This window comes from Aureimonas sp. N4 (genome assembly GCF_001463925.1).
Classification (GTDB): Bacteria; Pseudomonadota; Alphaproteobacteria; order Rhizobiales; family Rhizobiaceae; genus Aureimonas; species Aureimonas ureilytica_A.
The window spans coordinates 23,119-38,538 of record NZ_BBWS01000023.1 but is presented as its reverse complement, the minus strand read 5'-3'; the positions used below and the strand labels follow the sequence as shown (position 1 = coordinate 38,538).

13 protein-coding genes are annotated in these 15,420 nt (G+C 65.7%); 9 read left to right on the top strand and 4 right to left on the bottom strand.

Going from position 1 to position 15,420, the window contains the following annotated elements; translation table 11 throughout:
• Positions 1 to 234: 234 nt before the first annotated feature.
• From AUL28_RS07495 to AUL28_RS07480, 4 genes are all read left to right on the top strand, one after another.
• The gene (locus AUL28_RS07495) at positions 235 to 549 is read left to right on the top strand and encodes a hypothetical protein (protein WP_156419924.1); all 315 of its coding nucleotides are present in this window, start codon (positions 235 to 237) and stop codon (positions 547 to 549) included.
• On the top strand, positions 546 to 2,381 hold the full coding sequence (locus AUL28_RS07490; RefSeq protein ID WP_082640330.1) for a MobA/MobL family protein: 1,836 nt from the start codon (positions 546 to 548) through the stop codon (positions 2,379 to 2,381). Before AUL28_RS07495 ends, AUL28_RS07490 begins: the two co-directional genes overlap by 4 nt.
• Complete coding sequence (locus tag AUL28_RS07485; protein WP_062231348.1) at positions 2,378 to 2,851, top strand: hypothetical protein; 474 nt, start codon at positions 2,378 to 2,380, stop codon at positions 2,849 to 2,851. Before AUL28_RS07490 ends, AUL28_RS07485 begins: the two co-directional genes overlap by 4 nt.
• A 958-nt stretch (positions 2,852 to 3,809) precedes the next feature.
• The gene (locus AUL28_RS07480) at positions 3,810 to 5,477 is read left to right on the top strand and encodes a methyl-accepting chemotaxis protein (RefSeq protein ID WP_244493442.1); all 1,668 of its coding nucleotides are present in this window, start codon (positions 3,810 to 3,812) and stop codon (positions 5,475 to 5,477) included.
• 69 nt (positions 5,478 to 5,546) lie between these two features.
• On the opposite strand, the gene AUL28_RS07475 is transcribed toward AUL28_RS07480, so the two are convergent.
• From AUL28_RS07475 to AUL28_RS07460, 4 genes are all read right to left on the bottom strand, one after another.
• Positions 5,547 to 6,809, bottom strand: a complete 1,263-nt coding sequence (locus tag AUL28_RS07475) for a porin (protein WP_062231345.1) — start codon at positions 6,807 to 6,809, stop codon at positions 5,547 to 5,549.
• Between the two features lie 429 nt (positions 6,810 to 7,238).
• Positions 7,239 to 7,934, bottom strand: coding sequence for a FadR/GntR family transcriptional regulator (locus tag AUL28_RS07470; RefSeq protein ID WP_244493441.1), 696 nt, complete (start codon positions 7,932 to 7,934; stop codon positions 7,239 to 7,241).
• Positions 7,935 to 8,134: 200 nt separating this feature from the next.
• A complete protein-coding gene (locus AUL28_RS07465; protein ID WP_062231343.1) occupies positions 8,135 to 8,503 on the bottom strand; it encodes a hypothetical protein in 369 nt (122 codons plus the stop codon).
• Positions 8,504 to 8,512: 9 nt separating this feature from the next.
• Positions 8,513 to 10,024 carry an FAD-dependent oxidoreductase gene (locus AUL28_RS07460; protein WP_062231342.1) on the bottom strand — a complete coding sequence of 504 codons (1,512 nt, stop codon included), beginning with the start codon at positions 10,022 to 10,024 and terminating at the stop codon, positions 8,513 to 8,515.
• 168 nt (positions 10,025 to 10,192) lie between these two features.
• On the opposite strand from AUL28_RS07460, the gene AUL28_RS07455 reads away from it, so the two are divergent.
• The 5 genes from AUL28_RS07455 to AUL28_RS07435 all read left to right on the top strand — a co-directional run bounded on the left by AUL28_RS07455 (position 10,193) and on the right by AUL28_RS07435 (position 15,404).
• Complete coding sequence (locus AUL28_RS07455) at positions 10,193 to 10,957, top strand: SDR family NAD(P)-dependent oxidoreductase (protein ID WP_062231341.1); 765 nt, start codon at positions 10,193 to 10,195, stop codon at positions 10,955 to 10,957.
• Between the two features lie 152 nt (positions 10,958 to 11,109).
• Positions 11,110 to 12,048 carry a D-ribose ABC transporter substrate-binding protein gene (locus tag AUL28_RS07450; RefSeq protein WP_156419923.1) on the top strand — a complete coding sequence of 313 codons (939 nt, stop codon included), beginning with the start codon at positions 11,110 to 11,112 and terminating at the stop codon, positions 12,046 to 12,048.
• Positions 12,049 to 12,112: 64 nt separating this feature from the next.
• Positions 12,113 to 12,760, top strand: coding sequence for a DUF2291 family protein (locus tag AUL28_RS07445; RefSeq protein ID WP_062231339.1), 648 nt, complete (start codon positions 12,113 to 12,115; stop codon positions 12,758 to 12,760).
• Positions 12,757 to 14,337: a sugar ABC transporter ATP-binding protein gene (locus AUL28_RS07440; RefSeq protein WP_062231338.1), complete on the top strand. Its 1,581-nt coding sequence runs from the start codon at positions 12,757 to 12,759 to the stop codon at positions 14,335 to 14,337. Before AUL28_RS07445 ends, AUL28_RS07440 begins: the two co-directional genes overlap by 4 nt.
• Positions 14,337 to 15,404, top strand: coding sequence for an ABC transporter permease (locus tag AUL28_RS07435; RefSeq protein WP_062231336.1), 1,068 nt, complete (start codon positions 14,337 to 14,339; stop codon positions 15,402 to 15,404). The genes AUL28_RS07440 and AUL28_RS07435 overlap by 1 nt, the downstream gene beginning before the upstream one ends.
• Positions 15,405 to 15,420 lie beyond the last annotated feature (16 nt).

Here is a 15,420-nt window from a genome sequence, read left to right as displayed (position 1 = left end):
TTCGATCCGCAGAGGGCCACCAGCCAGCTTTTGTAGGTTTCGTGCGGCCCAGAGGCGCCCCACGCGGAGCACCTGACATCCATGCTCTGGCGTCGCCTTGCGCGGTGCAAATCGGCGCCCAACCCTCGGGAAGGGGAAACCGGGAGAACCCGAAGGGCGCGCTATAGCGTTCTGCGAACGCTGCGGTCCTGCGGGGCCAAGTTTCTCCCCGCCGGCGACGAGGAGGACGACGACATGCCAAGCGCACATCGCCTGATCGAGGAATCCGCTCGCGCTGCCTGGCATCACGCCATGGCGCTCCAGCGCGCCGCGAGGGCGGACGGCGGGACACTCCGAGCAGACCTCGACGCCTTCGCGGACTACGTCTCGGAGCAGCGCGACGGCTGGCTCCGCGCGAGCGAGCGGACCCGTCGCGAGGAGGGTCAGCGTCGAGCGGACGCGGACAGCGTGGCCGCGACTCTCGCCGCCCTCGACTATGGCGCAGACGACTTCGGACCCGCCGGCCCAGGCGACGACGACTTCGGCTTCGACGTCCCGGGCGATCGATGACCAGCCTGCCGGCCCACGAAGCCCTCCTCACCACACGCTTCACCGTCGTTCAGAGATCGCGTGGACGATCCGCCGTCGCGGCTGCCGCGTACCGCGCGGCAACGCGCCTGACGGACGCTCGGACGGGTGCCATATGGGACTACGGTCGCAAGAAGGGCGTCCTGGATTCATTCGTTATGGCCCCGCCCAGCTCCCCGGCCTGGACGCACGACCGCGAGGCCCTGTGGAGCCGCGCGGAACTCGCCGAGAAGCGGAAGGACGCCCAGACCGCGCGCGAGACGCAGGTCGCAATCCCCCGGGACCTCAAGCCGAGCCAGTACCGCGCCTTCCTCGCCGACATAGCCGCGCCCTACGTCGCGGCCGGCGCGATCGTGGACGTCACCGTTCACGTCCCGCTGGCGAGCGACGGCGACCTCCAGCCCCACGCGCACCTCCTCCTCACGACGCGGGCGCTCGACCCGACGACCGAGACGGGCTTCGCGTCCAAGCGGAACGCGGCCCTTGCCGCCTTCTTTGACAGCGGCGGCCGGAAGGGCGGAGGCGGACGCGGCGACGCGATGACGGCGGAGCGCGCCCGCATCGCCGCCGTCGTGAACGACCACTTGCGCGCGGCTGGTTCCAGGCGCCGGGCGGACCCAAGGTCCTATGCCGCGCGCGGCGACCCTCGCCAGCCGGAACCCAAGCTCGGGGAGCAGCGCATGGCCGCGATCCGCAAGCGCCGGTCGCACGACCGACGATCGGCTGTCGTGGCCGGAATGCGAGCGACCCGGAAGCTCGAAAACGAAATCACGAAACTGGAGATGGAAATGGCATTGAAAGCACGCGGGTTCGCCCGCGCACCCGCTCGCCAGACAAGGGCGCCGCACCAGCAGGACTACAAGGCCGGCCTTTTGCGCGACCGCTTCCCCGACCTGATCCTGCCGCCCGACACAGCCGCCGCCCTCTACATGGTCGATGTCCGAGACCCGCGCCGCACCCGCGCGCTTCTCCGTGACGGCGCCTGGGTCGAAACGGACGACGAGAGCGGGACCGTGACGATGTGGGGACCGCACAGCGCGGACGCCGCCGCCCTAGCGTCCACCATCTCCGAGGCCACCGGCTATGGCGTCGACCACTTGTCGCGCACCGCCGCCGCGTCGAAGCCAGGCACGTCCCGCCGGAAATCAGCCATGCCCGAGGAGGAGGCCGTCACCCTCGCCGACCGCTGGCGCCGTCGCGGCTTCAGCGACGTGTCGGAATCTCCGGCCGGGGTGCGGGTCGGCCTCGGCGGGCGCTCGCGTCTGCTCGATCAGGGCGACCAGGTGGACCTGCACGGTCCCGTGTCCGATGCCGCGTTGCGCGCCCTCGCGGCGAAGGCCGCGGAAGACTGGTCGGGCCGCTTGGAGTTGGAAGGCCCGTGGCCCCCGGAGGCGGCCGGCCGCCTCTGGCTCGAATGCCAACGCCAGGGCGTCGGCCTCAACGGCTACGAGCCGCCGCCCGCCGTCGCGGCAGCCTGGGCGGCCGAGTCGGGTTCCGTCGCCGATACCGCGACGAAACTTCGAGCCGTCCGGTCGGAGACCCGCGAGGCCGACCTCCTCCTGTCCGCAGCCGCCGGCGACGTGGCCGCGCTGCGCAAGCTGGACCCGCCGCTCCGAGCGTTCGTCGCCTCGTTCCTCGACGACGACCAGCGCGCGGACCTCGTGAAGGCCGAGCGCGAAGAGGTGGTGGCGTCCCTCCACGAGTTCCGGAAGTTCGGTTCCCGCGAACTCGAGCGTGACCCCAGGGCCGCCACCGTCGTCGCGCAACCCGACACCTCAGCCCCGGCCGACGACTACAAGCGGCGGCCCTCGTGACCGGCGCGACCAGCGCCCTCGCATCCCGCCGCGAGGCGATCGCGCTCCGGCGGTACGTACGTGAGCGCGCCGCTGGGCGAGCCGCGTCCGAGTGGGTGACATACGACGATCGGCTACGCGCGTGGACGGCCGCTACCAGTGAAGCGGCGGCCACTACCTCCGGCCTCCCTTGGCGACGCGTCCGACAGCCCGGCGAGCCGTGGTGCGCCGTTCTCGGTCGGGACCTGACAATCGCGACCGACGACGCGCTCCAAGCCGTTTTCGTCACGCTCGCCGATGACGACATGTCCGCGTGGCGGCGCCTGTTCCTTGAAGCCGACCGCGGCCCGGAACGCTGCCTGTCGGACTGGCGCGTGCGGGGCCGCCGGCTCCTCACCGCCGTGTCCGTTGAACCCGGGGCGGCGGACGGAAACCTCGCCGGGCGGTTCGCCGTTCGGGGGATAGGCAAGCGCAGTCTGGCGGGGGTCTAAAACACCCGCCCTGCGCCCTGCCGCCGCAAGGACTCGTCGGGGTGGCCGGATGCCGCTCAGGAAGGTTTCATCGCTCTCGCGGCTCGCAGGGAGGCCCCTGAGAGCGACGTTGCATCCACGAGGCAGGAAAGTACCACCCGACCTCTCTTAGTCGTTCAGGTGGCTCGCCTGCGAGCCGCCAGAACAGTCCACCCACCGAAACGGCGTTGGATACGTCCGCCCCGTTCGCGTTCCTCTCGCACCGAGCAGCGTCCCGCCTGAGGCCAGTGGGGTGGGGGACGCCCTGTTGGGAATGTGGTGCGCTCGTCGGGGGCGGTCGGTCCCGCACCGACCTTCGGCGTCGCTCCTACGGCTACCCCAAGAACCGATCTCGCGCTCGAGATTCCCGCGCCCACGGGCCGCTCCGGTGCTCTGAATCCTTGCGTCGGCTTCGCCGGCGGCGGGCGAGTGCCGCGCCAGATTGTTGACAGCGCAGGAGGCCTGCCGTACCCATCAGCGTACCCAGGCGCCCGTCGCCGAGGCGCGGACTTCCTTAGCCCCGTCAACGGGTTGGGCGTTTCGATGGGGGTTCCTCCCATCCTCTCCGCCATGAAGCGCCATCACGCGATCCATCATATCCGATCATTCCCCTTTAAAATGTAGCAGTGCTTCCCTCTTGGGGTGACAATCGCGATTGGTAGCTTGCTGAGCTTGTTTCCTCGGAAACGCTTGCGATGCCCTGGCAGATCGGAGCGCTTCGGCGCGGGGCAAGATGCGATACGCCGGACCGTTTGCATCGAATGACGAATAGCGTTCGAGCAAGGATATGACCGCTTTGATCGCATGGCGGATCATCGCGACGGGGGGTATCAGCCCCGTTCGGACAAACGTTTCATACCTTCTTCAGTATAGAAACCACTTTCGGCCTGATGCTCCAGTTCTGGGCCGAACCATCTAGCCGTTGCCTTATTATAGGCCCATGAACGCTCGTGAGTTCGTGAGCCCGGAGAGGTGTGACGTGCACGGTAAGACTATGCGAATGTCTGTTCGCGCCAAAGTTGTTTGTTTAGCACTTTCAGTGGCTCTTCTCGTATCGGTCGTCAACATCTGGCAATCTTACCAGACCGCGATCACGGACGCCGGTCACAAGTCCGAGGCGCGGCTCTCGTCCAACATGCGGGTGGCCTGGAAGACGCTCAATCCCCGGAACGAAACCTTCACCGCCGAAAATGGAGAGTTGAAGCTCGGCTCCCGGACCCTGAACGGCGATACGAGCATCGTCGATGAGATCGCAGACATGTTGGGAGGCGCGGCGACGGTCTTCATGGGCGATACACGCATCGCCACCAACCTTCGCAATGCCGACGGGACGCGCGCAACGGGCACAAAGCTGACATCGGCCGGAGCCACGAACATCAGTTTGATCGGCGGACAGCCGTTCCGGGGCGAAGCGCAGATACTCGGAAAAGACTATTACGTCGCCTACGATCCCATCAAGGACGCCTCCGGCAAGACGCTTGGCCTCCTTCTGGTCGGGCTCGACCGAGCCGCCTATATCGCAGGCATCAACACCATGTTCTACACGATGGCGCTGACCAATCTGGCGATTGCAGTCGTGGCCGCGCTCGGAATTTTCTACGTGACGGGACGGATGTTCCGGCCGCTGAATATCCTGCAGGATGCGTTCAGCCGTATGGCCGGCGGCGATCTGAGCCGTTCGGTCGAGGCGACTCGCAGTAAAGACGAGATCGGTGACCTTCAGAATGCGGCCGCGGCGATGGCCAAGAGGCTTGCGTCGACGGTCGGACAAATCCGGGAAACGGCGTCGCAGGTCTCCTCCGGAGCGGCCAATTCCTCGATGACGGCCCAGCAACTCTCCTCCGGCTCCACCGAGCAGGCTGCCGCGTCGGAACAGGCCTCGGCGGCGATCGAGCAGATGACCGCCAATATTCGTCAGAACGCCGACAACGCGTCCACCACGGAAAAGATCGCCGCCCAAGCCGCCGAACACGCCGGGACAACGGGTGAAGCCGTCGCGAAGTCCACACAGGCCATGCGCGAGATCGCCGAAAAGATCGCTCTGGTGCAGGAGATCGCACGTCAAACCGACCTTCTGGCGCTGAACGCCGCCATCGAAGCGGCCCGCGCCGGGCAGCATGGCAAGGGCTTTGCGGTGGTGGCTTCCGAAGTGCGCAAGCTGGCGGAGCGCTCTCAGAGCACCGCGACCGAGATCGGCAATCTGTCCACGCGCACGCTGGTCGTGGCCGAGGACGCCGGTTCGCGTCTTCAGCGTCTGGTGCCGGACATCCGCAGAACGGCGGAGCTGGTCTCGGAAATCTCGGCGGCCTGCCGCGAGCAGTCGATCGGCATCGAGCAGATCAATCAGGCGATCGGGCAGTTGGATCAGGTCACGCAGGCCAATGCCGGTGCGGCCGGTGAGATGGCGGCGACGGCCGAGCAATTGTCGAACGAAGCGCAGCGGCTGAACGTCCAAACCGACTATTTCAAGCTCGCATCCACCGCTGCTACGGTTCCATCACCGGCCGCCGAACGTGAAGCCGTGATCCGGCCGGTGGCGGAATCGTCGCGGCCCTCCCCCTCGCGTCACGTCGGACGCGATGACGAATGGGAGCGGCTGAGCGCCTGAGAAGCAGATGTTCCAGGAGGCCGCGCCCCGAGAGGGCGCGGCATCGTCAGTTTGACATCGGCCGAAGGATCAGAAATCGCGCTGAAGGCGCAGGAAGCCGCTCGTCTGGTCCACCTGCCCCACGCGGTCGAAGTCGACATTGCGGTATGAGACCTCCAAGAGGGAGGCCATTTTGGACGTGATCTGGTAGCCGAGATTGCCAACCAGGGCGTAATAATCTCCTCGGCTCGTGAGCGTGCCGAAGCGTCCATCGGGCAAGGTGCCGAAGAAGCCGGTGTCGAACGTCCGGCCGAACTGACCCGAGACGGCCAAACCGACCTGTCCGACCTTCTGCGCGTAGCCCGCGCCCACGGCATATTCGAGGAAGATCGGGACAGAGCCAGGCTCCGGGTTCAGAACCGTCGGGTTGTTGGCCGCGAATGTGCTGGTCGTCGCAAGCCCGGCGATCGAGGCGTAGACGGTCGGGTCGAACGCATAATGCCCTTCGATCTTCAGCGACGAGTCGGGCGCTATAACGTTCTTGAACAGAACACCGCCCTTCAAAGCGAAGGCGTCGTGAGAACCATCCTGAAGCCGGGTGGGCAGATTGGGCAGGAAGAGCGGATAATACTCCAAACCCTGATACAGGAACGGATCCAAGCCGATGGCGCGGGCGGCGTCTTCCTGATTGAACGTTTCGTCATAAACGGCCGACAGGTAGGCCCCGCCCCAGGCGCCGGAATAGACGAGCTTGGCGTGGATATCGGGCTTGATGTCGCCGGTAGAATCGTCCTCCAGCCCCAGCGTCGCCGAGAAGCCCCCTCCGGCGAAGGTGTAGGACACCTGATTGGTGTTGAAGTCACCAACCACGAGGTCGGTGTCCGTCAGCAGCCCGTCTTCGATCCCGCCGATGTCGGATGACCAAAGGGAATCGCGGTAGCCCGCGAGAAGACCACCAAGCTGTACGAATCCCTGATCCATCGCGACCGTATTTCCGGTGCCGGACAGATTGGTGTTCTGAAGACGCGCGTAGGCGCGCAGCGTCCCCCATTCCGTTTCTTCCCGAATGTCGAAGTTCAAGCGCGTACGCACGCTGGTCGAGGCTTCGTAATCGTCCCCTTCCAGATTGCGCGCCGGGCTGCCGGCGACGATCGTGTCGAAGCGGAGATAGCCGCCGAAGCTGAAGCAGGTCTGCGTTCCCGGAATGAAGAGAAATCCCGCGCCATAGACGTCGCAGACCCGGACATAATCCGCCGGTTCCACTTGTGGCATGACAGTGACGTCCGCCCCATGCGCCAAGGATAAAGCCGGTACGCTGGCGCCAAACGCCAGGAAGACGGTGCGCAATGTCATGTGGATGTCCCCGCTTCACGTCCTGCAACCCGGCGCGCCGCTCCGCGGCATCCCTCCTCGCCGAATTACCAATGGTGCCTTAGCATCCGATCGGAAGCGAGCGTTAAACGCAAGGCTCCGAAGCCCTTCGAAATGGAATCGAGAGGCTTCGGCTTTCCAATGTTGCGGGAACCCCACGATTTAACGGGATGCTGAAGTGGTGCGCCTGTCCAAGTCGGCATAACCATTCGAATCATGGCGCGCGATATTATGGGCGTGTTTCAATCGACTTTCAGCCGGCTAAACGATTTGTGAGATTAACTGACTGCTTCTACGTGCTCGACTCAGACAGCGCGTATCGTCGATGCCCTCGGCCATTCGAGGCGCGGGTTTGCAACCATCGAAAGAGTCCCTCCCCGACCGTGGCCAAGCGCTCAAGTCGCCCCTCTGTCAGGTCTGGCTGTTCTCAATCGCGCCGATATCGTGGAGCGCTAGGCCGACAAGCTCGCCCATGGCGCGGCGCGCCTTTGCGGCATCGCCCTGCTCGATCGCCTGGAAAACGCTCACATGCTCGGGCAGAGGATCGCGGGGCATCCGGCCGTCACGGGCCTTGAACAAGGTCGTCCAACGCACGGCCGAAGCGATGCCCGGCGCCAGCGTGCCGAGGGCTCCGTTTCCGGTCGCGCGCAGGATCACCTCGTGAAACAGGCGATCGGCCTCGCGCCCGTCTTCCACCGCGAGACCATGACGCTCCATGCCGTCCAGCGCCGCTCGAAGCTCGTCGAGATCTTCGGCCGTGCGTCGCTCGGCGGCGAGCGCGGCCGCCGCCGGCTCGACGATCTGTCGCAGCTCGAACAGTTCCTGGAGGAAGGCCGGGTCCGGCGCACCGTTCTCGAAAATCCAGCGCAGGACGTCGGGGTCCAGAACGTGCCAGCTCCGGCGCGGGCTGATGCGGGTGCCGGCCTTCGGGCGGCTCGTCACGAGCCCCTTGGCAGCAAGAATACGCACCGCCTCGCGATAGGCCGTGCGCGAGACCTGAAGCTTTTCGGAAAAGGTGACTTCGTTCGGGAGAAGGTCGTTCGGCTGGTACCGCCCGGTCACAATGGCAGTGCCGATCTCCTGCGCGATGGAGCCGTGCAATCTCAAGGAGCGTCGCTTGGACGAACGGCTGACAGGTGCGATCTCGACTACCAGCGTGGCGACTCCTTCCCCACCGCGCGACCCCCCCGCGCGGCCCTCTACCGGACGCGAATCCGGCAGGCAACTGTAGCATAGCCGGATGGCAGGGCCAGCGTGATACCCAACCATTGGGCTCAATGCGCAGACAAATTCGCATCGAATCGGCGTCAAACCTCCGGCGTATCGCCCGGTTCGGTTCTGTCCCGCGCACCGTCCTGTTCGCTTTCGAGGCTGGCATACCAATCGGCGTAAGGCGTATTGCGCACGAGCCGCCGATTCAGATCCGGCGCACCATCGGACCACCAGACCGGCCCGCGCTCGCCCAAGGCCCTTTTGGCCCTATCCACTGCCTCCCGCGCGTCGGCAAGACCGTCGCCGTCCCCTTTACGCCGGCTCAGCGCCACCGCGCGGCGAGCCGCCATGAGGTTCTTGACGAGAGCGTCCCGTTTGTCGCCTGACAGAACGGGGTTGGACAGGCGCCAAAGGCGACCCCGTACCACGAAATATCGGCCGTCGGGTGTCTCGGGGTATCGCACCTAGAGACCTTAACGCTCCCAGTCCGCTTCCACCTCCAGGGCCGCCTTATCTCGTTTGCAGGTCACGATGGCTTGGCCGCCTCGATTGTCCGTCAGGCGCAAGGCGAAATTCTTGTCGGACGTCGAGCCGTCCAATTCGGCCTCCGCGATCTCCTCGGCATGGCCGACATAGCGAAGGCTGGTGCCGAAATGCGCGCTCCAGAAGAACGGTACGTCCTCGAAAGGCTCGCTGTGTCCGAGCAGGACGCGGGCGACGTGCTGGCCTTGGCGCTGGGCATGAACCCAGTGTTCGATCCGCTGGCGTCCCTGCCCGGCACGCGCCGGAAGGTTGGCGACGTCGCCGGCCGCGAAGATGCTGGATGCGGATGTGCGAAGATTGGAATCCACCCGAATGCCGCCTCCTTCCTCGTCCGAAGCCAGTTCGAGCCCGGCGGCCGATGCCAGATCGACGCGCGGCGCGACGCCGAGGCCGAGCACCACGAAATCCACGTCAAGGCGAATGCCGTCTTCCAGAACGGCGGTGCGCCCATCATAGGAGTGGACCTTCCCCTGATGGAAACGGACACCGTTCTCTTCATGAAGGGCGCGAACCATCCGCCCGACATCCGCGCCCAACACCTTGCGCAGCGGGATGTCGCCAGGCGCGACCACATGGACTTCGACCTTGCGGGCGCGCAGCGAAGCGGCCGCCTCCAGCCCGATGAAGCTGGAGCCGACGATCAGGGCCGTTCGACCCTCCCGCGCTTGTGCAATGATCGCATCGGCATCCGCGAGGCTGCGGAGCACATAAACGTTTTCGCGCTCGAAACCCGACGTGTCTGCTCGCTTCGGCGCGGCGCCGCTGGCGATCACCAGCGCGTCGTAAGGCAAGGTTCCGCTCTTCAGCGAGAGGGTTTTGGCCTCCGCGTCGATGGACAGGACCTGCTCGCCACTGCGCAGCGTCACGCCGCTTTGGCGCAGGAACTCGGCCTCGGCCATGGCCACGCCGGGGCGGTCCTTCTTCCCGGCGAGATATTGCTTGGAACAGAAGGTCCTGTCGTAGGGCGCGTCCCTCTCCTCGTCGATGAGAGTGACATGTGCGCCCGCGCCACGCTTGGCCAGTTCATGGGCGCAGGCAAAGCCCGCTGCGCCCGCGCCCAGGATCACGATTCGCTCGGGCGGCTGCCGGTCCAGTTGTGGGGGTTGGGTCGAGGTTTTCTCACCCACGACGATTTGCCCGTCGCGCTCTTCGACACGGTAGCAGGACAAGGGCGCGAAAGCCGGTGCGGCAACGGCCTCGCCCGTATCGGCAGAAAAGCGTGCATGATGCCAGGGGCAGCGGATCTCGCCATGCGCCAGCAGGCCCGTATCCAGCATGGCGCCGAGATGCGTGCATTTGGCCGAGAAGGCGCGCAGGCCCGCTTCGCTCCGCACGAGGATCACCGGCGCTTCGCCCATGGTGCCGCGCATCATCGCGCCGATCGCAAGCTCCGCCGAGGCGATGCCTTTCGCGAAGTCCGGTCCCTTGTCCTTCTCGGCCATGCGTCGCATCCTTGTCTGGAACTCTTCCAGCAAAGAGCGGAGCCGGCCAACAGGTTCCCTCGCCCGGCAAAGAGCCCGTCCCCAGCCGTTTTTAAAACCTTTGGCCCTTCCGCCAAGTGCTCCCTCGTCGTAGAGCGCGCGGCATCTCACGCGTGCAAAGGGGCATTCATGACGAAGCTGGTTGTGATCACAGGCGGAAACACCGGCATCGGGCGTGGCCTCGCATTGGCCTTCGCCTCGCAGGCCTATTCTGTCGCCGTCAGCTACAAGGCGGATGCGCAGGCCACCGCTTCGCTCGTCGCCGAGATCGAAGCCAAGGGCGGCCGGGCGCTGGGCCTCCCATGCGACGCGGGACGCTCGGCAGAGGTCTCGGCCTTCTATGACGAGATCGAGCGCTGGCATGGCGGCGCGCCGGATGTCGTGGTCAACAACGCGGGACTGCAGACCTGGAGTTCGCTGCTCGACCTTGCGGAGGAAGATTGGGACCGGGTCATCCAGACCAATCTGAAAGGCACGTTCCTTAATACGCAGGCGGCCGCACGCCGCATGATAGCGACTGAAAAGGGCGGCTCGATCGTCAATATCGGCTCGGGCTGCAACAAGCTCGCCTTCCCCCGGCTCGTGGACTACACGGCGTCCAAAGGCGGCATCGAGCAGCTGACCAAGGTGTCGGCCACTGAGCTCGGCCCTTACGGCATTCGCGTCAATTGCGTCGCCCCCGGCGCCATCCTCAACGAGCGCACCCTGCAGGAAGCGCCGGACTACGCAGCCAGTTGGGGCCGCATCACGCCGCTGCGCCGCGCCGGCACGGTGGACGACATCACCGGACCCGTCCTCTTCTTCGCCAGCGAGGCCGCCGCTTTCGTCACGGGCCAGACGCTCTGGGTCGATGGCGGCGTCTTCACGCAGGCGAACTGGCCACAGGACGTCTGAGACCCACAAACTGGCAAACTCATTATACCAGTTGACGAGCAGACCATGGATTGTCATGGTCCCGGCATCGCTGCGGGGAGGCAGCGCCCGGGTGGGGATCGTGGTGCCAAAACGCCGATCACCCGCCGAAGGGAGTTTCGGGAGGACGATCCATGTTCAAGCAGCTTCTTCTATCGACGGCCGCCGCCGCCATGCTCGCGGTCACCTTGCCGGCCGGGGCGTTTGCCGCCGACCTAATGGCGATCATCACGCCGAGCCACGACAACCCCTTCTTCAAGGCCGAGGCGGAAGGCGCGGCGGCCAAGGCCAAGGAACTCGGCTTCGAGCCGCTGATCCTGGTGCACGACGACGATGCCAACAAGCAGAACCAGCTGGTGGACACGGCGATCGCGCGCGGCGCCAAGGCGATCGTTCTCGACAATGCCGGCGCGGCGGCCACCACGGCGGCGGTGCAGAAGGCCAAGAATGCCGGCATTCCCTCCTTCCTGATCGATCGCGAGATCAACGAGACCGGCATCGCCGTGTCGCAGATCGTGTCGAACAATTATCAGGGCGCGCAGCTGGGCGCGGAAGAGTTCGTCAAGCTCATGGGCGAGAAAGGCCCCTATGCCGAGCTTCTGGGCCGCGAGGCGGACACCAATGCCGGCATCCGTTCGAGCGGCTATCATGACGTGATCGATCAGTATCCCGACATGAAGATGGTCGTGCAGCAGTCGGCCAATTGGAGCCAGCCCGAAGCCTTCGAGAAGATGCAGACGATCCTGCAGGCGAACCCTGAGATCAAGGGCGTGATCTCCGGCAACGACACGATGGCCATGGGCGCCTGGGCGGCGCTGGAAGCGGCCGGCCGCACCGACGTGATCGTGGTCGGCTTCGACGGCTCGAACGACGTGCGCGACTCGATCAAGAAGGGCGGCATCAAGGCCACGGTTCTCCAGCCGGCCTATCGCCAGGCGCAGCTCGCGGTGGAGCAAGCCAAGCAATATCTCGAAACCGGCAAGACGGGCACCGAGGAGAAGCAGCTGATGGACTGCGTCCTCATCAATGCCGACAATGCCGACAAGCTCGAAACCTTCGCCCTGAAGGACTGACCCGACAGGCGGGCGGCGCAACGTGCCGCCCGCATCGTCGGCTCGCCCGATCCGGAGGCTTCGCATGTCTCTTTTCCGCAAACTGCCCTTCGTCGCTCTCGGTCTCGCGCTCGCGCTGACCGGCTGCAAGTTCATCGAAACGGCGGAGCTTGCCGCCCGCAAGGAAGCGGCCGCCAAGCCCAAGGCGGGCGTCGGCGCAACCGCCATGTGGGGAGCCCAGGTCGTCCCCTATTTCAGCGAAAAGGCCCATCCCTTCGCCGAGGTTCGCCCCGCCATCGCGGCCGATCTCGACGCCGCCGGCCGAAGCTTCGGCTATCGCGAGGTGCAGGAAGGTGCGCCCTGGAACTTCGCCGTGCGTGTGAAGGGCACGGTGGTCGCCGCCAACACGCAGTCGCGCGCGGCCACCGCCGAACTCGACACGGACGGCGACGGCAAGGGCGACGTCACGCTCCAGCTCGGCCCCGTCATCAAGGGCACCTCGATCCGCGACGTGCTGCCCTTCGTCTCCTTCACGCAATACAGCAATCAGATCGAATATGCCGACGTCGCCAAGGCCTTCAACAATCAGGCCTACGAGACGGCGCTGAAGGACCTGCCGCGCGACAAGCTGGTGGGCGCGACTGTCGAGGCGACGGGCGTCTTCACGGTGAAGACCAAGGGCGACAAGATCGTCCTGACACCCGTCCTCGTCTCGCTCGGGGGCGGCGCATGAGCGCGGCGTCGCAAGACCACGAGATCGTGCTGTCGGTCCGCAACGCGACCAAGGTCTATCCCGGCACGCAGGCGCTGAAGGGCGTCGATTTCGACGTGCGCAAGGGCGCGGTGAACGTTCTCGTCGGCGAGAATGGCGCGGGCAAATCGACCCTCATGAAGATCATCGCCGGCGTCGAGCAGCCGACGACGGGCGAGGTGATCGTCAACGGCGAGCCCGTCACCCTGTCAGGCACGGCCGATGCCGCCCGGCACGGGATCGGCATCGTGTTTCAGGAACTCAACCTCTTCCCGAACATGACGATCGCCGAGAATATCTTCATCGGCCGCGAAAAGACGCGCCTCGGGATCGACATCGACAAGCAGGCACAGGCCAAGGCCGCGAGCGCGCTTCTGCGCCGGTTGGAGCATTCCAACGCGCCGGACACGCCGGTCGCGGACCTGCGCATCGGCGAGCAGCAGATCGTGGAGATCGCCAAGGCCCTGTCGCAGGATGCGCGCATCCTGATCCTGGACGAGCCGACCTCCGCCCTTTCGGCGGCCGAGGTGGAAATCCTGTTCGGCGTCATCCATGAGCTGAAGGCGCAGGGCGTCGCGATCGTCTATATCTCGCATCGGCTGGAAGAGCTGGTGCGGATCGGAGACTACATCACCGTCCTGCGGGACGGGCGCATCACCGGCGCGCAGCCGATGACCGACGTGGACGTGCCCTGGATCGTGCGCGCCATGATCGGCTCGGCCTCCAAGGACTTCGCCAAGACGGTTGACCATGCCTATGGCGGCGAGGTCTTAAGCGTCGAAGACATGACCCTGCCGCGCAAGGGCGGCGGCTTCGCTGTGGATCACGTGTCCCTGTCTTTGCGAGCCGGTGAGATCGTCGGCATCTATGGGCTGATGGGCGCGGGACGCACGGAGCTGTTCGACTGCATTATCGGGCGCGAGCCGCTCGCCACCGGCCGCATCGTGCTGGACGGAAAGGAGCTCCACGACCAGACGATCCACGGGCGTATCAAGCGCGGCATCGCGCTGATTCCGGAGGATCGAAAGGCGGAGGGTCTCGTGCAGATCCTCTCCGTCACCGAAAACATGACCATGTCGAGCTTGGCCGCCTTTACCAAACTTTTTCATCTCGACGTGAAGGCCGAGCGCGGTGCTGTCAGCGAGTTCGTGCGCAAGCTCGCGGTGAAAGTCTCATCGCTGGACAATCCAGTCTCCTCGCTGTCGGGCGGCAATCAGCAGAAGATCGTCATCGGCAAGGCGCTGATGACGGGGCCGAAAGTGCTCCTGATGGACGAGCCCAGCCGTGGCATCGACATCGGCGCGAAGGCCGAGATCTTCCGCGTCATGCGCGAGTTGGCCGCTCAGGGGCTCGGCATCCTCTTCGTCACCTCCGACCTCGAAGAGGTCATGGAGCTGTCGGACCGTATCATCGTCATGTCCAACGGCCGCGTGACGGGCGAGCGCTCACGCGCCGAGGCCTCCGAGCCCGAGATCGTCGCGCTCTCGGCCGCCGGCCATGGCCTGTCCCCTGCCCCAACCAAGTCCGTTTCGTCCCGTCCCGCTGGGGAGCTTCACTGATGTCGGCCCAATCGCTTGCAGCCGCTCCCGGCGGAAACGACGCCTCGCTCACGCTCCTTCTCCTGAAGGCGCGCACTTTCATCGCACTGATCGCGGTGATCGTCTTCTTCTCCTTCGCCGCGCCGAACTTCCTGTCGACGGCCAACCTCATCATCATGTCTGAGCACGTGGCGCTGAACGCGTTCCTCGCCATCGGCATGACCTTCGTCATCATCACCGGCGGCATCGACCTCTCGGTCGGCTCCATCGTCGGCCTGTGCGGCATGGTCGCGGGCTATCTCGTCCTGAACGGCGTGACGCTCGACTTCACGGGCTACACCGTCTTCTTCAACACGTTCGAGATCATCCTCTTGACCCTCGGCGTCGGCGTTGCAGTGGGCGTCGTCAACGGGCTTCTGATCACGCGCCTCAACGTCGCGCCCTTCATCGCGACGCTCGGCACGCTCTATGTCGCGCGCGGCATGGCGCTGCTCTCGTCCGATGGCGCGACCTTTCCGAACCTGCGCGGGTCCGAGGAATGGGGCACGGCGAGCTTTCCGTTCATCGGCGCGGGCTCCCTCTTCGGCGTGCCCGTGTCGATCTGGGTTCTCGTCGTGCTGGGGCTGGGCGCGGCCTATCTCGCCGCTCGCACGCCGCTCGGCCGGCAGATCTATGCGGTCGGGGGCAACGAGCGCGCGGCCGCCCTGTCGGGCATCAAGGTCGTCAGGGTGAAGATGTTCGTCTACATGTTCTCCGGCTTCTGCGCGGCGATCGTCGGCCTCATCATCGCCTCGCAGCTCGTCGCCTCGCATCCCGCCACCGGCGAAAGCTTCGAACTCAACGCCATCGCCGCGGCCGTTCTCGGCGGCACGTCCATGTCGGGCGGGCGCGGCAAGATAGGCGGCACGATTGTCGGCGCCTTCGTCATCGGCATCCTGTCGGACGGGCTCGTGATGATGGGCGTCTCCTCCTTCTGGCAGACCGTCATCAAGGGCCTCGTCATCATCGCGGCCGTCGTGGTCGATCAGTTCCAACAACGCCTTCAGCAGCGCATCGCGCTCCAGCGTCAGGCGGCCCTCGGCCGCTGACGGGAAGGCATATCCC